At 59.9% G+C, this 19,427-nt stretch carries 19 protein-coding genes; 14 read left to right on the top strand and 5 right to left on the bottom strand.

Translation table 11 applies throughout. The features are described 5' to 3' along the window. The first annotated feature begins 201 nt into the window (after positions 1 to 201). From secA to ABFB52_RS22940, 4 genes are all read left to right on the top strand, one after another. Positions 202 to 2,940 carry a preprotein translocase subunit SecA gene (secA, locus tag ABFB52_RS22955; RefSeq protein ID WP_085745213.1) on the top strand — a complete coding sequence of 913 codons (2,739 nt, stop codon included), beginning with the start codon at positions 202 to 204 and terminating at the stop codon, positions 2,938 to 2,940. A gap of 122 nt (positions 2,941 to 3,062) precedes the next feature. After that, positions 3,063 to 4,280 carry a bifunctional glutamate N-acetyltransferase/amino-acid acetyltransferase ArgJ gene (gene argJ / locus ABFB52_RS22950; protein WP_129973138.1) on the top strand — a complete coding sequence of 406 codons (1,218 nt, stop codon included), beginning with the start codon at positions 3,063 to 3,065 and terminating at the stop codon, positions 4,278 to 4,280. Positions 4,281 to 4,342: 62 nt separating this feature from the next. Next, a complete protein-coding gene (locus tag ABFB52_RS22945; protein WP_102687247.1) occupies positions 4,343 to 4,975 on the top strand; it encodes a glutathione S-transferase family protein in 633 nt (210 codons plus the stop codon). After that, a complete protein-coding gene (locus ABFB52_RS22940; RefSeq protein WP_129973137.1) occupies positions 4,972 to 5,916 on the top strand; it encodes a Nudix family hydrolase in 945 nt (314 codons plus the stop codon). Before ABFB52_RS22945 ends, ABFB52_RS22940 begins: the two co-directional genes overlap by 4 nt. Positions 5,917 to 5,976: 60 nt before the next feature. Here ABFB52_RS22940 and ABFB52_RS22935 read toward each other — a convergent pair whose 3' ends face one another. Genes ABFB52_RS22935 through ABFB52_RS22925 form a run of 3 tightly spaced genes read right to left on the bottom strand, consistent with a single transcriptional unit; the run spans position 5,977 to position 9,564 of the window. After that, positions 5,977 to 6,561, bottom strand: a complete 585-nt coding sequence (locus ABFB52_RS22935; protein WP_102717262.1) for a cob(I)yrinic acid a,c-diamide adenosyltransferase — start codon at positions 6,559 to 6,561, stop codon at positions 5,977 to 5,979. 3 nt (positions 6,562 to 6,564) lie between these two features. Beyond that, positions 6,565 to 8,601 (bottom strand): HAMP domain-containing sensor histidine kinase, encoded by a 2,037-nt coding sequence (locus ABFB52_RS22930; RefSeq protein WP_129973136.1) that lies wholly within the window; start codon positions 8,599 to 8,601, stop codon positions 6,565 to 6,567. Positions 8,602 to 8,646: 45 nt separating this feature from the next. Beyond that, positions 8,647 to 9,564: a putative 2-dehydropantoate 2-reductase gene (locus ABFB52_RS22925; RefSeq protein WP_085745208.1), complete on the bottom strand. Its 918-nt coding sequence runs from the start codon at positions 9,562 to 9,564 to the stop codon at positions 8,647 to 8,649. Between the two features lie 140 nt (positions 9,565 to 9,704). Between ABFB52_RS22925 and ABFB52_RS22920 the strand changes: the two genes are divergently transcribed. Together ABFB52_RS22920 and ABFB52_RS22915 are read left to right on the top strand one after the other, a co-directional pair. Beyond that, positions 9,705 to 10,190 carry a YajQ family cyclic di-GMP-binding protein gene (locus ABFB52_RS22920; RefSeq protein WP_007951218.1) on the top strand — a complete coding sequence of 162 codons (486 nt, stop codon included), beginning with the start codon at positions 9,705 to 9,707 and terminating at the stop codon, positions 10,188 to 10,190. 138 nt (positions 10,191 to 10,328) lie between these two features. Beyond that, positions 10,329 to 11,168, top strand: a complete 840-nt coding sequence (locus ABFB52_RS22915; RefSeq protein WP_007951217.1) for a mechanosensitive ion channel domain-containing protein — start codon at positions 10,329 to 10,331, stop codon at positions 11,166 to 11,168. A gap of 122 nt (positions 11,169 to 11,290) precedes the next feature. Here the strand turns inward: ABFB52_RS22915 and ABFB52_RS22910 are convergent, their stop codons facing one another. Continuing rightward, positions 11,291 to 12,646 carry an OprD family porin gene (locus ABFB52_RS22910; RefSeq protein WP_085745207.1) on the bottom strand — a complete coding sequence of 452 codons (1,356 nt, stop codon included), beginning with the start codon at positions 12,644 to 12,646 and terminating at the stop codon, positions 11,291 to 11,293. A 75-nt stretch (positions 12,647 to 12,721) separates the two neighbouring features. On the opposite strand from ABFB52_RS22910, the gene ABFB52_RS22905 reads away from it, so the two are divergent. The 3 genes from ABFB52_RS22905 to ABFB52_RS22895 all read left to right on the top strand — a co-directional run bounded on the left by ABFB52_RS22905 (position 12,722) and on the right by ABFB52_RS22895 (position 14,181). Next, positions 12,722 to 13,075: a hypothetical protein gene (locus ABFB52_RS22905; RefSeq protein WP_127799562.1), complete on the top strand. Its 354-nt coding sequence runs from the start codon at positions 12,722 to 12,724 to the stop codon at positions 13,073 to 13,075. Positions 13,076 to 13,545: 470 nt separating this feature from the next. Next, on the top strand, positions 13,546 to 13,971 hold the full coding sequence (locus ABFB52_RS22900) for an HIT domain-containing protein (RefSeq protein ID WP_129973135.1): 426 nt from the start codon (positions 13,546 to 13,548) through the stop codon (positions 13,969 to 13,971). 3 nt (positions 13,972 to 13,974) lie between these two features. After that, positions 13,975 to 14,181: a SlyX family protein gene (locus tag ABFB52_RS22895; RefSeq protein WP_007951214.1), complete on the top strand. Its 207-nt coding sequence runs from the start codon at positions 13,975 to 13,977 to the stop codon at positions 14,179 to 14,181. 94 nt (positions 14,182 to 14,275) lie between these two features. On the opposite strand, the gene ABFB52_RS22890 is transcribed toward ABFB52_RS22895, so the two are convergent. Then, entirely contained in the window at positions 14,276 to 14,878 is a 603-nt protein-coding gene (locus tag ABFB52_RS22890; protein WP_007951213.1) for a cold-shock protein, read from the bottom strand. A gap of 309 nt (positions 14,879 to 15,187) precedes the next feature. On the opposite strand from ABFB52_RS22890, the gene ABFB52_RS22885 reads away from it, so the two are divergent. The 5 genes from ABFB52_RS22885 to ABFB52_RS22865 all read left to right on the top strand — a co-directional run bounded on the left by ABFB52_RS22885 (position 15,188) and on the right by ABFB52_RS22865 (position 19,341). Next, complete coding sequence (locus tag ABFB52_RS22885; protein WP_039766007.1) at positions 15,188 to 15,658, top strand: Dps family protein; 471 nt, start codon at positions 15,188 to 15,190, stop codon at positions 15,656 to 15,658. A gap of 245 nt (positions 15,659 to 15,903) precedes the next feature. Beyond that, positions 15,904 to 16,251 carry a ribbon-helix-helix domain-containing protein gene (locus tag ABFB52_RS22880; RefSeq protein WP_085745205.1) on the top strand — a complete coding sequence of 116 codons (348 nt, stop codon included), beginning with the start codon at positions 15,904 to 15,906 and terminating at the stop codon, positions 16,249 to 16,251. A 113-nt stretch (positions 16,252 to 16,364) separates the two neighbouring features. After that, complete coding sequence (locus ABFB52_RS22875; RefSeq protein WP_007951210.1) at positions 16,365 to 16,586, top strand: zinc ribbon domain-containing protein; 222 nt, start codon at positions 16,365 to 16,367, stop codon at positions 16,584 to 16,586. 108 nt (positions 16,587 to 16,694) lie between these two features. Further along, complete coding sequence (aspS, locus tag ABFB52_RS22870; protein WP_007951209.1) at positions 16,695 to 18,470, top strand: aspartate--tRNA ligase; 1,776 nt, start codon at positions 16,695 to 16,697, stop codon at positions 18,468 to 18,470. 124 nt (positions 18,471 to 18,594) lie between these two features. Continuing rightward, complete coding sequence (locus tag ABFB52_RS22865) at positions 18,595 to 19,341, top strand: YebC/PmpR family DNA-binding transcriptional regulator (RefSeq protein ID WP_003227527.1); 747 nt, start codon at positions 18,595 to 18,597, stop codon at positions 19,339 to 19,341. Positions 19,342 to 19,427 lie beyond the last annotated feature (86 nt).

The raw sequence follows: 19,427 nt of genomic DNA, 5'->3' as shown, positions 1-19,427 counted from the left end.
TTCGCTGTACGGCTTGAAGTTGAGCAAAACGCCCCTATTTTAAGTGAGCCCCGTCAAAGCGCAGTGCCAGCATCGTGGAATATCCCCACTTTCCTCACCACCGTTTCCGGGTAGAATGCTCGTTCGCATGCGGCCATGAGGGCTGCACGGGCGACTCACGGGGCCGCCCTCCATCCCTTTAGTGTGGAAGATCCTGCCGATATGTTTGCGCCTTTGTTAAAGAAACTTTTTGGAAGCAAGAACGAGCGTGAAATCAAACGCATGCTCAAGACGGTGCAGCTCGTCAATGCCTTCGAAGAGAAGATGGTCGCCCTCTCGGACGATCAACTGCGCGCCAAGACCGCAGAGTTCAAGGACCGCATTGCCAAGGGGGAGACCCTCGACAAGCTGTTGCCCGAAGCCTTCGCGGTCGCCCGTGAAGCCGGCAAGCGTGTCATGGGCATGCGCCACTTTGACGTCCAGCTGATCGGTGGCATGACCCTGCACGAAGGCAAGATCGCCGAAATGCGCACCGGTGAGGGCAAGACGCTGGTGGGTACTCTGGGCGTTTACCTCAACGCGCTGTCCGGCAAGGGCGTGCACGTTGTGACCGTGAACGATTACCTGGCCCGCCGCGACGCCAACTGGATGCGTCCGCTGTATGAATTCCTCGGTCTGAGCGTCGGCATCGTGACGCCGTTCCAGCCGCCGGAAGAGAAGCGCGCCGCCTACGCCGCCGACATCACCTACGGCACCAACAACGAATTCGGGTTCGACTACCTGCGCGACAACATGGCGTTCAGCATGGAAGAGAAATTCCAGCGCGAACTCAACTTTGCCGTGATCGACGAAGTCGACTCCATCCTCATTGACGAAGCGCGTACCCCGCTGATCATTTCCGGTCAGGCCGAGGACAGCTCCAAGCTGTACATCGAGATCAACAAGCTGATCCCGAAACTCAAGCTGCACGTCGAAGAAGTCGAAGGCGAAGTCACCCAGGAAGGCCATTTCACCGTCGACGAGAAGACCCGTCAGGTCGAACTCAACGAAGCCGGTCACCAGTTCATCGAAGAGCAACTCGCCAGTGTTGGCCTGCTGGCTGAAGGCGAGAGCCTGTACTCGGCGCATAATCTGGGTCTGCTGACTCACGTTTACGCCGGCCTGCGTGCGCACAAGCTGTTCAACCGCAATGTCGAATACATCGTGCAAGACGGCCAGGTCGTGCTGGTCGACGAGCACACCGGTCGCACCATGCCGGGTCGTCGTCTGTCCGAAGGCTTGCACCAGGCCATCGAAGCCAAGGAAAACCTGAATATCCAGGCCGAAAGCCAGACTCTGGCATCGACCACGTTCCAGAACTACTTCCGTCTATACACCAAGCTGTCCGGCATGACCGGTACCGCTGATACCGAAGCATTCGAATTCCACCAGATCTATGGTCTGGACGTTATGGTCATTCCGCCGAACAAACCGTTGGCCCGTAAGGACTACAACGACCTGGTGTTCCTGACCGCCGAAGAGAAATATGCGGCGATCGTCAACGACATCAAGGAAAGCATGGCTGCCGGTCGTCCGGTACTGGTGGGTACTGCGACCATCGAAACCTCCGAGCACATGTCCGCATTGCTCGTGAAGGAAGGCATCGAACACAAGGTTCTGAACGCCAAGTTCCACGAAAAAGAAGCTGAAATCATCGCGCAGGCCGGTCGTCCGGGCGCACTGACCATCGCTACCAACATGGCCGGTCGTGGTACCGACATCCTGTTGGGCGGCAACTGGGAAGTTGAAGTCGCGTCGCTGGAAAACCCGACCCCTGAGCAGATCGCCCAGATCAAGGCCGACTGGCAGAAGCGTCACCAGCAAGTGCTGGAGTCCGGCGGTCTGCAGGTGATCGCGTCCGAGCGTCACGAATCCCGTCGTATCGATAACCAGCTGCGTGGCCGTGCCGGCCGTCAGGGCGATGCCGGTTCCAGCCGCTTCTACCTGTCGCTGGAAGACAGCCTGATGCGCATCTTCGCCTCTGACCGGGTGAAGAACTTCATGAAAGCCCTGGGGATGCAGCCTGGCGAGGCCATCGAGCACCGTATGGTGACCAACGCCATCGAGAAGGCGCAGCGCAAGGTTGAAGGCCGCAACTTCGACATCCGCAAGCAACTGCTCGAGTTCGACGACGTCAACAACGAACAGCGTAAAGTGATCTATCACATGCGTAACACGTTGCTGGCCGCGGACAACATCGGCGAAACCATCGCTGATTTCCGTCAGGACGTCCTGAACGCCACTGTCAGCGCACACATTCCGCCGCAATCGCTGCCAGAGCAGTGGGACGTGGCCGGTCTGGAAGCGTCGATCGCCAGCGATTTCGGCGTGAAGCTGCCGATCCAGCAATGGCTCGACGAAGACGATCACCTGTACGAAGAAACCCTGCGCGAGAAGCTGATGAACGAGCTGATCGCCGCGTACAACGAAAAAGAAGACCAGGCGGGCGCCGAAGCCCTGCGTTCCTTTGAGAAGCAGATCGTGCTGCGCGTTCTGGACGACCTGTGGAAAGACCACCTGTCGACCATGGATCACCTGCGTCACGGTATCCACCTGCGTGGTTATGCGCAGAAGAACCCGAAGCAGGAATACAAGCGCGAGTCCTTCACGCTGTTCTCCGAGCTGCTGGATTCGATCAAGCGCGACTCGATCCGTGTGCTGTCGCACGTTCAGGTTCGCCGCGAAGATCCGGCCGAAGAAGAACAACGCCTGCGTCAGGAAGCCGAAGCACTGGCCGCCCGCATGCAGTTCGAACACGCCGAGGCTCCTGGCCTGGAAGCGCAACCGGAACTGGTCGGTGAAGAGGTCGATGTGGCCCTCGCCACCGCCCCGGTGCGCAACGAGCAGAAGCTGGGCCGCAACGAACTGTGCTACTGCGGTTCGGGCAAGAAATTCAAGCATTGCCACGGGCAGATCCAGTAAAACTCGTTTCAATCGCTGAAATACCCGCGCCGCGACCGGCACCAGCCGTCGCGGCGTTTTGCCATTTACACCACCGTCACTACGCTTGGCGGTGCTGACATCATTGAGTAAGGAGCGCATTCATGGCTGTTGGTCTTGGTCCTTTGCCAACGTTGCACCCGGTTGCCGGTTTTGAACTCGGTATCGCTTCGGCCGGCATCAAGCGCCCGGGGCGCAAGGATGTCGTCGTGATGCGTTGCGCCGAAGGTTCCACCGTGGCGGGCGTGTTCACGTTGAACGCTTTCTGTGCAGCGCCGGTGATCCTGGCCAAGAAACGCGTGCAGAACCCGGTGCGCTACCTGTTGACCAACACCGGTAATGCCAACGCCGGCACCGGCGAGCCGGGCCTGGCTGCTGCCGAGCGCACCACCGCCAAACTGGCTGAACTGACCGGCGTTGATGCCAGCCAGATCCTGCCTTACTCCACCGGCGTGATCGGCGAGCCGCTGCCGGTCGAGAAGATCGAAGGCGCCTTGCAGGCCGCGCTGGACGATCTGTCGGAAAACAACTGGGAAGCCGCCGCCACCGGCATCATGACCACCGACACGCTGCCAAAAGGCGCCAGCCGCCAGTTCCAGCATGACGGCGTGACCATCACCGTCACCGGCATCAGCAAAGGCGCGGGCATGATCCGTCCGAACATGGCGACCATGCTCGGTTACATCGCCACCGACGCCAAAGTCTCCCGCGACGTGTTGCAAAACCTGATGCTGGACAGTGCCAACAAGTCGTTCAACCGCATCACCATCGACGGCGACACCTCGACCAACGACTGCTGCATGCTGATCGCCACCGGCAAGGCTGCGCTGCCGGAAATCACCCGTGCCGAAGGCGAGCTGTTCGCCAAGCTGAAACAGGCCGTGTTCGAGGTGTGCATGGACGTGGCCCAGGCCATCGTGCGTGACGGCGAAGGCGCGACCAAGTTCGTGACCGTTGAAGTCAACGGCGGCGGCAATCACCAGGAATGCCTGGACGTCGGCTACACCGTGGCCCACTCGCCGCTGATCAAGACTGCACTGTTCGCCTCCGACCCGAACTGGGGCCGCATCCTCGCCGCCGTCGGCCGTGCCGGCGTGCCGGATCTGGACGTGAGCAAGATCGACGTGTTCCTCGGTGACGTGTGCATCGCCAGCCGTGGCGCCCGCGCCGCGACCTACACCGAAGCCCAGGGCTCGGCGGTGATGCAGCAGGAAGAAATCACCATCCGTATCGAATTGGGTCGCGGCGATTGCAGCGAAACCATCTGGACCACCGACCTGTCCCACGAGTACGTGAAGATCAACGCCGAATACCGCACCTGATCCCTGCCGAAGAGGGAGGTCTGCGGACCTCCTTTTCTTCTGTCCCATGAAAGGACCCGAACATGAGCCTTCACCTGATCATCGGCGACAAACTGCTTTCCTCCTGGTCCCTGCGCGCGGCACTGGCGCTTGAACTGACCGGCGCGCCCTACACCGAAGAACTGGTCAAACTCGGCAAGCCCGACACCCGCGAGCGGCTGCTGGCGCACTCGCCGACCGCCAAGGTGCCGCTGCTGAAAACCGCCCGTGGCACCGTCGCCGATTCTCTGGCGATTGCCGAATACCTGGCCGAGCAGTTTCCTTCCGAACAACTCTGGCCGACCGATATCTTCGCCCGAGCCCAGGCGCGATCCGCCTGCGCGCAGATGCACAGCGGCTTCTTCGCCATGCGCAACCACATGCCGTTCAACCTGAGCCACGACGCGCCGCTCAACCCGGTGCCGCCGGAAGTGAAGGTCGATGTCGAGCGCATGCTCGCGCTGTGGGCCGAATGCCGCGCCGTCGCGACCGAGCCTGGGCCTTACCTGTTTGGTCGGGTGTCGCTGGCCGATGCGTTCTTCGCACCGATTGCCGTGCGCCTGCGCACCTATCAGGTGAAGTTGTCGGCCGATGATGAAGCCTATGTTGAAACCGTCTACCAGTGGCCGGCCTTCAAGGCTTGGCAAAAGGCAGGACTGGAGGAATTGCAGTCGTGAAACGTGTACACGTCGCCGCCGCCGTCATTCGTGACGGCAGCGGCAAGATTCTGATCGCCCGGCGTGCCGATACCCAGCATCAGGGCGGCCTCTGGGAATTTCCCGGTGGCAAGGTCGAAGCCGATGAGTCGGTGCAAACAGCATTGGCCCGCGAGCTGCACGAAGAGTTGGGCATTGTCGTCGGCGCCGCGCGGCCGCTGATCAAGGTGCGCCACGATTACCCGGACAAACAGGTGTTGCTGGATGTCTGGGAAGTCTCGAGCTTTACCGGCGAACCCCATGGTGCCGAAGGCCAGCCATTGGCCTGGGTTTCGGCCAAGGAGCTGACGGATTACGAATTCCCGGCGGCCAACCAGCCGATCGTCGCGGCCGCGCGTCTGCCCGCCGAATACCTGATCACCCCGGAAGACCTGGAAACCCCGGCCTTGCTGCGCGGCATCCAGAAGGCAATCGCCGGTGGCATCAAGCTGATCCAGCTGCGTGCGCCCAATGGTTATGACCCGAAATACCGCGACCTTGCGGTAGACGCGGTCGGACTGTGCGCCGGCAAGGCGCAGTTGATGATCAAGGGCCCGTTCGAGTGGCTGGGCGATTTCCCGGCCGCGGGCTGGCACATCACTTCGGCGCAGTTGCGCAAGTACGCGGCCGCGGGGCGTCCGCTGCCGGCGGAGCGCTGGTTGGCGGCGTCCTGCCACAACGCTGAAGAACTGGCGCTGGCCGAGCAGATGGGCGTGGATTTCGTCACCCTGTCGCCAGTGCAGCCGACCCTGACTCACCCGGATGCACAACCGTTGGGCTGGGAGCAGGCGTCGACGCTGATCGAAAGCTTCAGCAAACCGGTGTTCCTGTTGGGTGGAGTCGGCCCGGCGGAGCGCGAAAAAGCATGGAATGCCGGGGCTCAGGGTGTGGCGGGGATTCGGGCGTTCTGGCCTGAGGCCTGAATTAGCATTGATGCGACTGACCCCTTCGCGAGCGGGCTCGCGAAGGGGGCCTGACAGGCGCTACTGATCTGATGGTTTCGCCGCCGGTTGCCACAGAATCTCGGCAACACCCTGGCGCCGGGCGATCAGCCTGGCCGCCACAAACAACAGATCCGACAAGCGATTGATGTACGCCAGGCCAACCCCGGCCAACGGCTCGATCGCATTCAAATGCTGGCAACGCCGCTCGGCACTGCGCGCCAGGCTGCGACAGACATGGGCCTGGGCAATCAGTATCGAACCGCCCGGCAGAATGAAGTTCTCCAGCGGCCCCAATTCCTCGTTCCACAGATCGATCGCGGCTTCCAGCCGTTCGATTTCTGCTGCGTTCAATGCCTGATATTCCGGCATCGCCAGTTCACCGCCAAGGTCGAACAGCCGATGTTGGCAGGGCGCCAACACGTCGATCAGTTCATTCAGCCCGGGGCAGGTTTCGCGCTCGGCGATCAATCCGGCCAGCAGCACGCCGACCTGACTGTTCAGCGTATCGACCTCGCCAATGGCCTCGATGCGCGGGTGATCCTTGGGCACCCGGCGGCCGTCGCCCAGTCCGGTTTCGCCCTTGTCGCCGGTGCGGGTGTAGATCTTCGACAAGCGAAAGCCCATGGTTTACCTCGGTAGTTGATTGGTTTCGGCGGCGATGGACGCCGGTTGCGCCAGTGGCAGGCGCAGGGTGAAGCAGGTGCCTTGCCCCGGCGCCGACTGCACTTCCATCTGCCCTTTGTGGTTGTTGGTGATGATGAAGTACGACACCGACAGGCCGAGGCCCGTACCCTGGCCGATTTCCTTGGTGGTGAAGAACGGCTCGAAGGTGCGCTTGCGCACGTTCTCGCTCATGCCGATGCCGTTGTCCTCGACCTGAATCTCGGCCCAGGGCGGATTGAGCCGGGTGCGCAAGGTGATTCGCCCCGGCTCGCTGTCATCTTCGCGCTGGTGGATCGCCTGCGCGGCGTTCTTCAACAGGTTGAGCAGCACCTGTTCGAGTTCGTTGGCGGTGCCGGGCACCGGGCCCAGCGCCGGGTCGAACTGGCGAATGATCGCCTGACCCTTGAAGTCGAAGCCGATGGCCAGGTCAAAGTCGTTACCGGCGATTTCCACCGCTTGATCGATCAGCGCCGGCAGGTCGCACGGTGCCATCTGGCGGTTGCTGCGGCGACTGAAACTGAGCATGTGGGTGACGATCTTCGCCGCCCGGGCGCCGGCCTGCTGGATGCCGTCAAGCAGTTGCGGGACTTCCCGACCTTGCAGATAACGGTTCACGGTATCGAGTTCGATGCCCAGTTGTTCGGCCTGTTCGAGGTTCTTCGGCAGGTCTGGTGACAGGCGTCGGCGGATGTTCTGAACGTTGTGCAGGATCGCCCCCAGCGGGTTGTTGATCTCGTGAGCCATGCCGGCGGCAAGGCCACCCACGGAAAGCATTTTCTCCGACTGCACCATCATTTCTTCCAGCGACAGGCGCTGGGTAATGTCGTCGATCCGGATCACCACGCCGCGCCCGGCGCCGCCCATCAATGGGTAGAAGGTGAGGGCGTAGTGCTTGGGCTCGTCGTCCTTGAACCACGTCACCCGCTCGATTTTCGCCACCGTGTGTTGTTCGACGGTCTGCTTGAGTTGCGGCAGAAACGGCTTGAGCGGCTCGAAGGCGAGGAAGATCGGCTGGTTCAGCGCTTCGTCGAGCCGTGTACCGGAAAGGGCGCTGGCCTCCTGGTTCCACTGCGTCACGTAGAGCTGTTCGTCGAGGGCGATCAGCGCCGAGGGCATGGAGTCGATGATGCTGTTGAGGTAGTTCTGGAACCCGGTGAGTTTCTTCTCGATCTTGCTGCGCACCTGGACTTCCAGTTCCAGCTTGCGGTTGGTGTGGCGGGTTTCTTCGGCCAGCCCCTGGGCCTGATCGTAGGCGGCTTGCGAGTCGTCGCGGGCGCGCTTGAGTTGCTGCTCCCGGGCCTCGATGCGCGAAAGCATGGTGTTAAATGCTTCGGCGAGGCTGCCGATTTCGTCATGGTTGCCCCGGGAGGCGCGCAGGGCGTAGTTCTCCTCGCGGGTCACCTGGCGGGACAGTTCTTCCAGCTGATGGATCGGCCGGGTGATCAGGCGCTTGATCTGCCGGGCGATGACCAGCCACAGCAGCACACTGAAAATCAGAATCCCCAGACTGGCCGTGAGCGTGCCGGTGTAGAACGCGACTGGCAGTTCGCTGCTGGCCACCAACAGCAGGTGGCCCGGTGCAGTGCCGGGGCGGGGCAGGGTGATCAGTTGGTTGCTGCGAAACTCGGTCAGTTGCCAGGCTTCGATGTGCCGGTAGCGTTCCGGCAGTTTGAGTTTGTCTCCGTGTTGCAGTTGCGCCAGACGTTCGCCTTTGCCGTCATATAAAGCGGCGGCACGCAGCGGGGAATAGCTGTCGAGCTCCTTGAGCAGGCGCTCGGCGCTTTGCGGCGACTGCAAGGCTTCGGCCACCAGACTCGGGTTCGACACCAGCCGGCCGATGGTCTGCAACGCCTGGGGCGCCATGCTTTCCTGGGAAATGTAATAGGCGGCGCTGATAAAGGTCAGGTTGGCGACCAACAACACAGTGGTCAACAGCACCAGCAGGGCGGCCAGCAGTTTCTGGCCGACCGGCAGGTTTTCAAGACGCTGGCGCAATGGCATCAGGTTTATCGCAGCAAAGGAACAAGTGGCCAGCGTAGCCGCTGCTCAGTCGACGGGCAATCCGAGACTGTGCAGATGGGCGGTCAGCCGCTGTTGCAATTGCTTGAGATGCGGCAGGTTCAACTGATGACGCTCTGCAACCTTGCAGGCATGCCCAAGCAAATAGCTGATCTCGGTGCGGCGTTTGCTGGCCACGTCCTGATACATGGACGAGAAATTCGCCGCCGTGGCCTGGATCACCCGCTCCACTTCCTGTTGCAGGTTGTCCGCCGCCGCCGGTTGCCCGCAGCGTTCGAGCAGCTCGGTCAGTTCGCCGCACAGCGTGGCGACTTCGCAGTGATGTTGCTGCAAGCCGCCGTTGCGGCAGTCGTGCAGCACCGTCAGCGGATTGATCGCACAGTTGAGCGCCAGTTTGCGCCACAGGCGGGTGAGGATGTCGGCGCTCCATTCATGGGGGATTTTTGCCGCCTCAAGATCGTCCAGCCAGATCGGCGCGACAGGATGACCGGCGTCGCCGAGCCAGGTGTAGCCGTGGCCGGCGAATACCACGCGCCAGTCGCCGTCGCGAAACGCGCCTTCGGTGCTGGAGGCGCTGATGCAGCGGGCCTGCGGGACTCGCGCGGCGACTGCTTCCTGGCTGCCGAGGCCGTTCTGCAAAAGAATCAGTTCGGCGTCCGGTGCCAGGCGATGGGCAAGCCCGGCCACGGCCGCTTCGGCGTCGTAGGCTTTGCAGGCCACCAGCAGGCGACGGATGGGGCCGGGACTGTCCGGGGTTTCGCCGGGGATCGCGTAATGGCTGGCCACGCCCTGTTCGACGAGGGTCAGGCCGCCCGCCGTTGCATAGTCGTGCAGGCGGTCGAGGTCGCGCAGGATCAGCCGGACCGGCAATCCGGCCCGGGCCAGACGCGTGGCCCAGAGCGTGCCCAGACTTCCGGCGCCGAGGACGTGCCAGGGGGTGGACATCAGTTTTTCACTCGGTAAGGTACAGGCATGCAAGGCTCGCCGTGTCGGTGGGAAAAGACCCGTTATAATGAGCCCGATTTTAACCGCAAGCCAAGCGCGCCGCGTCCCGTACGAGCGCGCCTTTTTATTGGAGAGATTACATGCCGTCGTTCGACGTGGTATCCGAACTGGACAAACACGAACTCACCAACGCGGTCGAGAACGCCGTGAAGGAACTCGATCGTCGTTATGACCTGAAAGGCAAGGGCAGCTTTGAATTCAAGGAAAAGGACCTGACCGTCCACCTGACCGCTGAAGCCGATTTCCAGCTGGAAGCGATGATCGAGATCCTCAAGCTGGCCCTGGTCAAGCGCAAGATCGATGTGCAGTGCCTCGAAGTCAAAGACTCCTTCGCCTCGGGCAAGCTGATGAAGCAGGACGCCGTCCTCAAGGAAGGCATCGACAAGGAACTGGCGAAGAAGATCGTCGGCCACATCAAGGAAGCCAAGCTCAAGGTACAGGCCGCCATTCAGGGCGAGCAGGTGCGTGTGACCGGCAAGAAGCGTGACGACCTGCAGGAAGCCATCGCGGCCCTGCGTGCCAAGGAATTCGGCATGCCACTGCAGTTCAACAACTTCCGCGACTAAGCTTTTCGGTCGGGAACCTCTCGGCGTTTACAGCGTCCGAGGCCCAAGCAACGGCAGAAACGATTGAGCCCTTTACGGCCCGGTCTTTCTGCCGCTGGTTTTTTACAGCCCGGGAAGCCGGCAATCAGGAGATAAAAGATGGATTTGAATGCTGAGGTGGACAACCTGGTCAAGGCGTCCCAGGCGTGGATTCCGATGATCATGGAATACGGCAGCCGCGTGTTGCTGGCGGTGATTACCCTGGCCATCGGCTGGTGGCTGATCAACAAGGTCACGCAAAAGCTCGGCGGCCTGCTGGCCCTGCGCAATGCCGACCTGGCGCTGCAAGGTTTTATCAGCAGTCTGGCCAACATCATTCTCAAGGTGCTGCTGATCGTCAGCGTGGCGTCGATGATCGGCGTCGAAACCACCTCGTTCGTCGCGGCGATCGGTGCGGCCGGCCTGGCCATCGGTCTGGCGTTGCAGGGCAGCCTGGCGAACTTCGCCGGCGGCGTGCTGATTCTGCTGTTCCGTCCGTTCCGCATCGGTGACTGGATCGAAGCCCAGGGTGTGGCGGGTACTGTCGACAGCATCCAGATCTTCCACACCGTGCTGCGCACCGGTGACAACAAGACCATCATCGTGCCGAACGGCAACCTGTCGAACGGCATCATCACCAACACCAACCGTCAGCCGACCCGCAAGGTTGTGTTCGACGTAGGTGTGGATTACGAAGCCGATCTGCAAAAGGCCCGTCAGGTGCTGCTGGATCTGGCCAAGGATGATCGTGTTCTGCAGGATCCGGCACCTCAGGCTGTTATTTCGACACTGGGTGACAGTTCGATCACTGTTTCTCTGCGCGTCTGGGTTAAAACCGCGGATTACTGGGATGTGATGTTCATGTTTAACGAACAGTCCCGTGATCGTTTAAAGACTGCAGGCATTGATATTCCTTTTCCGCAACGAGTGATTCGTGTGGTTCAGGAATCGGCGGTGTAATGATAGGTTGCTAATTAATTGCCTGACTTGTCGGTCAGGCAATTAGTACGAGAAGCAGACAACAAAAAAGGCCCATCCGAAGATGGGCCTTTTTGTTGTTGCCGCGAACTAAATGTTCGCGATTACAAGATCGACAGTGGGTAGTCGACGATCAGACGGAACTCTTTGGTATCGCCTTCACCTTCGTCGGCGTTAGCAAAGTGCCAGGCCTGACGAATACGGAAGGACAGGTCTTTGGCCGGGCCAGACTGAACTACGTATTTGGCTTCGAAGTTGGTTTCGTTGTGTTTGCCATCTTCGCCGTAGAAGCCGGTGTAGCTGCTGCCAGCCGGAGTGTGGGTGCCGTCGATGTCCCAACCTTTCACGTAACGGGTCATGAAGCTCAGACCTGGAACGCCGTACTCGGCCATCTTGATGTCGTAACGGATCTGGGCAGATTTCTCGCCTGGACCGTTGAAGTCAGAGTACTGGATGGAGTTGGCGAGGAAGATCGAGTCGCCACCACGGTTGGATGGACCGTGGCCACCAACACCGATGTAGTCGAACGGCGTGTCACCGTTGATCTTCTGGAAGGCCAGGGTGATGGTGTGTGCTTTCAGGAACGACAAGGCGGTTGCCAGGGAGAACGCAGTGTTGCTGATCTCGCCTGCGTTGGCACTGCCGGTATCCGTGGTGCGGTAGATGTTGAAGTCGGTGTTCAGCGAAGTGTCACCACCGAACGGGGTAGTGAGGTTGACGTTGGCGTAGTACTGGTTCCAGATGTCTTCCAGCTTGGCGCCATACAGCGATGCGCTGAGGTTTTCAGTGATGCCGTACTTGCCGCCGAAGTAGTCGATGCTGTCGGCTTTTACGTTGGCGTAGGTTGCCCACAGCTCGCCATCATGGGCGTTCTTGTCCTGGGCAGTCGCCGCGTAGAAGTGACCGGCTTCGAGATCGAGGTCTTTGACTTCGCTGCTCTGCAGCTGGAAGCCGCTGGCAGTTTGAGGAAGGATACGGGAGCCGCCGACAGCGAACACTGGAGCAGTGCTTGGCTGCATGTCACCGATTTTCAGCTCGGTTTTGGAAACGCGGAACTTGATGGCAGCGCCGGCTTTACCCTGGCTGTCGTTGGCTTCGCGGACACCACGGGCATCCGGGGTGTTCTCACGGCTCATGTTGCCCGAACCGCTGGTGCCATCACCGCCGTCCAGTTTAATGGCCAGGTAACCGAATGCATCAACGCCGACACCAACAGTGCCTTGGGTGTAACCGGAACTGAAGTTGCCCCAGATACCTTGGGTCCAGTCTTTCACGTCCCGGGCACGGTCTTTGTTGTCACGGTTGAAGTAATAGTTGCGAATCAGCAAATCAGCTTTCGCGTCTTCAACAAAGCCTTTGGCTTCAGCCTGGTCACTTACGAACGGTGCGGCCGTAGCCATCTGAGTACTGGCAGCTGCAGCAACTGCCAGTGCGATCATGCTCCACTTCATCACGCGCATCGTGATTTGCTCCTTTGGTTTTAGAAGAGTACTGCCGTCCCACCTGTTTTATTATCTGGGCGGCTCTTTCTTTTTGTGTCGGCGCAAACTTATATCACGCCGACCATGTTGGCGATACTTGCGAATCCAACCTTTCAGCTTCTTTACGAGCGTGTCGCAAACGGCTTGGTAGATGTCGCAAATTTACAGTCCAAATGCAATGGGACTGACAACTTCAGCGCTGTTTTACAGAGCTTGAGCATCGGTAAAAAAGAGTCCCTTGGCAAAACGCTTGAATCTCCATCGGGCAACCCTGCCACTGTTTTTATGGGGCTCAAGGCATCCACTTCTTGTGGTGCGCTTATAGTCCATATGGGTATGAATGCAACAAGCGTGCACAAACCGCTGAATTGTTCCGGTTTTTTTCAAGGTGCGCGTCTGACGCTGTAAAAACCTCATAAAACCGGTGGCTTCGAGGGCCTTTCAAACAGGCTTGACGCCGTCCTTCGCATGGTGTTGCTCCCTGAAAGTCGCAGCGCGACAACCAAAAACGTTACCGGTTCACCCCGTCGGTGAGTATTCGGCGGATGCCCGACGCACTGAGCGTAGACGCACTGTGCGGTTTTGGTGCAAAAAAATTCAAAGGCTGTACTGAATTCATACAGTTGGGTCGCTGGATGAACGTAAACGCTGAGGTGTGCGCCGGTCATTTTGCTCGATTTATTCGCATTCCCGGTTCTGTCCTGGTGCACGCGAGGCATAAATGTCACATTCCGGGGCGTGGAGGAATTCTTGTGGCAACGCTGTTCGCCGTGAAGGTCACTCCAATCGCAGGTATGCTGCCGTCCAGTCGCTTGGCGCGCTGCTTTCACAGCGGGGCGCTAAGCTGAAAACAGGTCATTTCGCCGGGAGTGCGCGCAGTGTTTGCTTTAGATCCACGACTTCAACAGGACACGCTGGCCATCGGCGATTTCCCGCTTTGTCGACTGCTGTTGTCCAACGACGCCAACTACCCGTGGTTCATCCTGGTGCCACGCCGCGACGATATCAGCGAGTTGTTTCAGTTGGATGTCGCCGACCAGCAGCGCCTGTGGCAGGAAACCACGGCCCTGGCCGAGGTGCTCAAGGATTCCTTCGACGCCGACAAGATGAATGTCGCGACCCTGGGTAATGTGGTCAGCCAACTGCATATGCATGTGATCGTGCGTAAGCGGGACGATGCGGCCTGGCCGGCGCCGGTCTGGGGCAAGCATCCCGCCAGGCCTTACAGTGCCGAGCAAGTGGCCGCGATCCGCGAGCGCCTGCGTCTGGTGCTGGACGAAGATTTCACCTTTCTGGAGGGCTGAGTGATGAGCCTCGAACAACGTGTTACCGAGCTGGAAAGTCGCCTGGCGTTTCAGGACGACACCATTCAGGCATTGAACGATGTGCTGGTGGAGCAGCAGCGAGTGGTCGAGCGTCTGCAATTGCAGATGGCAGCGGTACTCAAGCGCCAGGAAGAGATGGTGGGCCAGTTCGGTTCTTTCGAAGAAGACGCACCGCCGCCACACTATTGAGAAGTGCGCGGGCGTGCTCCCGTTAAAAACGCATTCATTAAAAAACCGCGAACAGCCTGGCTGTTCGCGGTTTTTTTATTGCGGGAGACTTGGATCAGCGACGCGGCAGGGCGGCGATCACGTCCTCGGCCTGCAGGCCCTTGTCACGGTTCATCACCGAGAACTCCACGCGCTGGCCTTCGACCAGAACGCGGTGGCCTTCGCCACGGATGGCGCGAAAGTGCACGAAAATATCATCGCCGGAATCCCGGGAGATAAAGCCGAAGCCCTTGGAGGTATTGAACCACTTGACGGTGCCGGTATCGCGGTTGCTCATGTCGTAGCTTTGCGCGGCGGCGGCCGGGGAGGATTTGTAGAAGCTGACGGCCAGGTGCAGAACCACGGCGACCAGTGCGATCACCAGGCTGAACAGCACGGCTGGCTGGCCGGCGATGACAGGCATCGGCGCGATCAGGGTCAGTGTTTGCAGGACAACGGTCAGGACCAGCAGGGCGCTGACCAGATTTTGCAGATGCTGGCGCGGACCTTTGTTCCAGTAAGGGATAACTGGTGCAAGGATCAGGTTCAGCAGGCCGAAAAAGGCCAGGTAAAGTGCATCGGGTTGTTGCAGGTAAGGTACCGCTTCGGACTTCAGGCTGGGTATGAAGGACAGCAGCAAGGCTGCTGCGCCCATTAGCAGGTGGACGATTTTCAACATTTTTATTGACTCACGTTATGACGGCTCACAAGGAAGAGCTGAAGGCGCACGGTTCGCTTCGGAACAATAAGAGGCGTTGGACACGTGCACGGCATCAGCCTATGCGCAGGCCCGGAAAACGGGGCGTAGCGACACACTGCCTATTTAACAGCAAAGCCTGCGGCTACTCAAATCACGCCGGCCAGCGGCAACGCGTGGGGCGATTTGTCGCCTCTATCGGGTCGATACGGGGGCTGCGGGGTGGGGGTGGCCTTGCTACAGTGAACCGACACCTGCTGGATGAATTTCAATCGCCGTTAGGGGGTAAGCATGGCAATCGATATCGGTATCAGTGAAGAAGACCGCAAATCCATCGTCGAAGGGCTCTCGCGCCTGCTGTCCGACACATACGTGCTGTATCTGAAGACTCACAACTTCCACTGGAACGTCACCGGGCCGATGTTCCGGACCCTGCATCTGATGTTCGAGGAGCAATACAACGAACTGGCACTGGCGGTCGACTCGATCGCCGAACGCATCCGGGCGCTGGGTTTCCCAGCGCCGGGCGCCTATGCGACTTATGCACGTCTTTCCTCCATTAAAGAAGAGGTGGGCGTGCCGAGTGCCGAGGACATGATCAAACAACTGGTCGAAGGTCAGGAAGCAGTCACCCGCACGGCGCGGGGGATTTTCCCTTTGCTGGATAAAGTCAGCGATGAGCCAACCGCCGACCTGCTGACCCAGCGCATGCAGGTTCACGAGAAAACCGCGTGGATGTTGCGCGCACTGCTCGAGGCTTGATGAAGGGAAGCGCATGGACATCCATGGTTCGTGCGCTGTTCTCTTGTTCCCCCGGAAATTTCACTCGCGACGGTAGGAAACAAGGAAGACACCCCACCGCTCCATGATCCTCCGTATCGCGTTGGCTTATCCTACGTGGATGGTCAAAAAGTCATCTGGATCTGCCTTTGCACCTGCGCTTTTAATGAGATCTCAGGATTTCGCCTTGATCACAGGCGCAGAAATGACAAAGGAGTGTCAGCAATATGGAAGGTGGAGACAGGCGAGGCGACATTGCTGTCGTTTTACAGCAGGACAAGTTCGAGGAGCCGTTTCTCGGCGGGTTCGACATGGAGCTGATCCGGCCGTTGTCCCGATCGGTACGCTTGAACGGGTTCGCGACCTGCATGCGGCTGGAGCAGGTTTACTGGAACATCCTGGGCCGGATGGCCGAGGACAATTGCTGTTCGGTCGGCACGCTGTTGTCCCGTGTCGATCGTGAAGTTCACCTGCGCCATGGCGGGGTGAAAAACTTCAGCGGTCTGATACGGGTGGTGTGTGTGGTGCATGGTCTACGGGATTCTCCGGGGATGCACGGCGCGGGATGTCACTGACGAGACGGCCTGTGCAGTCTTCCGGCTGCACAGGCCGCATTTAATGGATATAATCCCGCTCTTTCGCCGCACAGCCCTGCGCGTGCTGGCAATCTGATTGCCGAGACAACCCCATGCCGATGTACGATTACCAATGTGCTTCCTGTGGTCATCAGTTGGAAGCCATTCAAAAGATCAGCGACGCACCACTGGTCGATTGTCCTGCCTGCCAGGCGCCGGAACTCAAGAAGCAGCTGTCGATGCCGGGCTTTCGCCTCAGCGGCAGCGGCTGGTACGAAACCGATTTCAAGACCGGCGCGAAGAAGAATCTGGCCGGTGGCGACAAATCTGACTAGGGTTCAAACCCAGGTCGAACGACACGCGCGAGTTTCCACTAGTTGCACAGTGCTTGAGTGCAGCGGGATCTCCACCGAATTTCGAATTACGAGAAGCGAACCACTACCATGATGCGCAGCCATTATTGCGGCCAACTGAACGAAAGCCTGGAAGGCCAGGAAATTACCCTTTGCGGATGGGTTCACCGTCGTCGCGACCACGGCGGGGTGATTTTCCTCGATATCCGTGATCGTGACGGTCTGGCCCAGGTAGTGTTCGATCCGGATCGCGCCGAGAGCTTCGCCGCCGCCGATCGCGTGCGCAGCGAATACGTCGTGAAGATCACCGGCAAGGTGCGTCTGCGTCCGGCCGGTGCCACCAACGCCAACATGGCGTCGGGCATGATCGAAGTGCTGGGCTACGAACTCGAAGTGCTGAACGAGTCGGAAACCCCGCCGTTCCCGCTGAACGAGTTCTCCGACGTTGGCGAAGAAACCCGTCTGCGCTATCGCTTCCTGGACCTGCGTCGTCCGGAAATGGCCGAGAAGCTGCGTCTGCGTTCGCGCATGACCACCAGCATCCGTCGCTACCTGGACGAGAACGGCTTCCTCGACGTCGAAACGCCGATCCTGACCCGTGCCACGCCGGAAGGCGCGCGCGACTACCTCGTGCCGAGCCGTACCCACGCCGGTTCGTTCTTCGCGCTGCCGCAATCGCCACAGCTGTTCAAGCAACTGCTGATGGTTGCCGGCTTCGACCGCTACTACCAGATCGCCAAGTGCTTCCGCGACGAAGACCTGCGTGCCGACCGTCAGCCTGAGTTCACTCAGATCGACATCGAGACCAGCTTCCTCGACGAAAAAGACATCATGGGCCTGACCGAAGGCATGATCCGCAACCTGTTCAAGGAAGTGCTGGATCTGGAATTCGGTGAATTCCCGCACATGACGTTCGAAGAAGCCATGCGCCGTTACGGTTCCGACAAGCCGGACCTGCGTAACCCGCTGGAGCTGGTCGACGTGGCCGATCAGCTGAAAGAAGTTGATTTCAAGGTCTTCAGCGGCCCTGCCAACGATCCGAAATGCCGTATCGCCGCACTGCGCGTACCAGGCGGGGCGAGCATGCCGCGCAAGCAGATCGACGACTACACCAAGTTCGTCGGCATCTACGGTGCCAAGGGCCTGGCGTACATCAAGGTCAACGAGCGTGCTGCCGGTGTTGACGGTCTGCAATCGCCGATCGTGAAGAACATCCCGGAAGCCAACCTGAACGTGATCCTCGATCGCGTTGGCGCAGTCGACGGTGACATCGTGTTCTTCGGCGCCGACAAGGCCAAGATCGTCAGCGAAGCCCTGGGCGCGCTGCGTATCAAGCTCGGTCACGACCTGAAGCTGCTGACCTGCGAATGGGCGCCGATGTGGGTCGTCGACTTCCCGATGTTCGAAGAGAACGACGACGGCAGCTTCTCGGCGCTGCACCACCCGTTCACCGCGCCGAAGTGCTCGCCGGAAGAGCTGGAAGCCAACCCGGCCGGCGCTCTGTCCCGTGCCTACGACATGGTGCTGAACGGCACCGAGCTGGGCGGCGGTTCGATCCGTATCCACCGTAAAGAGATGCAACAGGCGGTGTTCCGTCTGCTGGGCATCAACGAAGCGGAACAGGAAGAGAAGTTCGGCTTCCTGCTCGACGCCCTGAAATACGGCGCGCCGCCGCACGGTGGTCTGGCCTTCGGTCTGGACCGTCTGGTGATGCTGATGACCGGCGCCCAGTCGATCCGTGAAGTGATCGCCTTCCCGAAAACCCAGAGTGCTGCCGACGTGATGACGCAGGCGCCGGGTGTCGTGGATGCGAAGGCATTGCGCGAATTGCACATTCGTTTGCGCGAAACGCCAAAGGCCGAGTAAGACGGGCCTGAAGGCGCATCTTCGGATGCGCCTTTTTTCTTTCTGCAGTGATTGAAAACAAGATTTTTTTGCTGGCCGATGCACTTGCATGGCGGGCATTGTTCAAGAGAATTCGGAGCGAGTTATGGCAGGTCATTCCAAGTGGGCGAACATCAAGCACCGCAAAGAACGCCAGGATGCCAAGAGAGGCAAGATCTTCACCAAGTGGATCCGCGAGCTGACCGTGGCGGCCCGTCAGGGCGGCGGTGATCCGGGCTCCAACCCGCGTCTGCGTCTGGCACTGGACAAGGCACTGGGCGCCAACATGAGCCGGGACATCATCGACCGTGCCGTGGCTCGTGGCGCCGGTGCGACCGAAGCCGACAACGTTGAAGAGCTGACCTACGAAGGTTACGGCCCGGGCGGCGTGGCGGTGATGGTCGAGTGCATGACCGACAACCGCAACCGCACCGCAGCAGCTGTTCGCCACGCGTTCAGCAAGTGTGGCGGCAACCTCGGTACCGACGGTTCGGTAGCCTACCTGTTCGAACGCAAGGGGCAGATCAGCTTTGCCCCGGGCGTGGACGAAGACGCGCTGACGGAAGCGGCGCTGGAAGCCGATGCCGACGACGTGGTCAGCCACGAAGACGGCTCGATCGACGTGTTCACCTCGTTCACCAGTTTCTACGCGGTACGCAATGCCCTGGAAGCCGCCGGTTTCAAGGGTGATGACGCGGAAATCGTCATGCAGCCGACCACCAGCGCCGAACTGGATCTGGAGGGTGCCGAGAAGGTGCTCAAGCTGATCGACATGCTGGAAGATCTGGATGACGTGCAGAACGTCTACTCCAATGCGGACATTCCGGAAGACGTGGCCGCTCAGCTCGGTTAAGAGCGACTACGATTCAATGTGGGAGATTCCGGGTCTGAGGCTTTCCCTCAAACCCGGAATCTCCCACATTTGTTTTTGTGTTTTTT

The sequence above is a fragment of the Pseudomonas sp. 9.2(2024) genome (assembly GCF_039695385.1).
Taxonomy (GTDB): domain Bacteria; phylum Pseudomonadota; class Gammaproteobacteria; order Pseudomonadales; family Pseudomonadaceae; genus Aquipseudomonas; species Aquipseudomonas paraglycinae.
Note: the sequence above shows the minus strand (reverse complement) of the source record. Positions and strands in the feature narration are given on the sequence as shown.

Bases quoted from the DNA above. Each gene is read 5' to 3' on its own strand.
- ABFB52_RS22875 (WP_007951210.1), top strand. From the start codon at position 16,365: ATGCCGATGTACGATTACCAATGTGCTTCCTGTGGTCATCAGTTGGAA.
- ABFB52_RS22945 (WP_102687247.1), top strand. From the start codon at position 4,343: ATGAGCCTTCACCTGATCATCGGCGACAAACTGCTTTCCTCCTGGTCC.
- ABFB52_RS22915 (WP_007951217.1), top strand. From the start codon at position 10,329: ATGGATTTGAATGCTGAGGTGGACAACCTGGTCAAGGCGTCCCAGGCG.
- secA (WP_085745213.1), top strand. From the start codon at position 202: ATGTTTGCGCCTTTGTTAAAGAAACTTTTTGGAAGCAAGAACGAGCGT.
- argJ (WP_129973138.1), top strand. From the start codon at position 3,063: ATGGCTGTTGGTCTTGGTCCTTTGCCAACGTTGCACCCGGTTGCCGGT.
- ABFB52_RS22890 (WP_007951213.1), bottom strand. From the start codon at position 14,878: ATGTTGAAAATCGTCCACCTGCTAATGGGCGCAGCAGCCTTGCTGCTG.
- ABFB52_RS22865 (WP_003227527.1), top strand. From the start codon at position 18,595: ATGGCAGGTCATTCCAAGTGGGCGAACATCAAGCACCGCAAAGAACGC.
- ABFB52_RS22885 (WP_039766007.1), top strand. From the start codon at position 15,188: ATGGCAATCGATATCGGTATCAGTGAAGAAGACCGCAAATCCATCGTC.
- ABFB52_RS22935 (WP_102717262.1), bottom strand. From the start codon at position 6,561: ATGGGCTTTCGCTTGTCGAAGATCTACACCCGCACCGGCGACAAGGGC.
- ABFB52_RS22930 (WP_129973136.1), bottom strand. From the start codon at position 8,601: ATGCCATTGCGCCAGCGTCTTGAAAACCTGCCGGTCGGCCAGAAACTG.
- ABFB52_RS22910 (WP_085745207.1), bottom strand. From the start codon at position 12,646: ATGCGCGTGATGAAGTGGAGCATGATCGCACTGGCAGTTGCTGCAGCT.
- ABFB52_RS22920 (WP_007951218.1), top strand. From the start codon at position 9,705: ATGCCGTCGTTCGACGTGGTATCCGAACTGGACAAACACGAACTCACC.
- ABFB52_RS22880 (WP_085745205.1), top strand. From the start codon at position 15,904: ATGGAAGGTGGAGACAGGCGAGGCGACATTGCTGTCGTTTTACAGCAG.
- aspS (WP_007951209.1), top strand. From the start codon at position 16,695: ATGATGCGCAGCCATTATTGCGGCCAACTGAACGAAAGCCTGGAAGGC.
- ABFB52_RS22925 (WP_085745208.1), bottom strand. From the start codon at position 9,564: ATGTCCACCCCCTGGCACGTCCTCGGCGCCGGAAGTCTGGGCACGCTC.
- ABFB52_RS22895 (WP_007951214.1), top strand. From the start codon at position 13,975: ATGAGCCTCGAACAACGTGTTACCGAGCTGGAAAGTCGCCTGGCGTTT.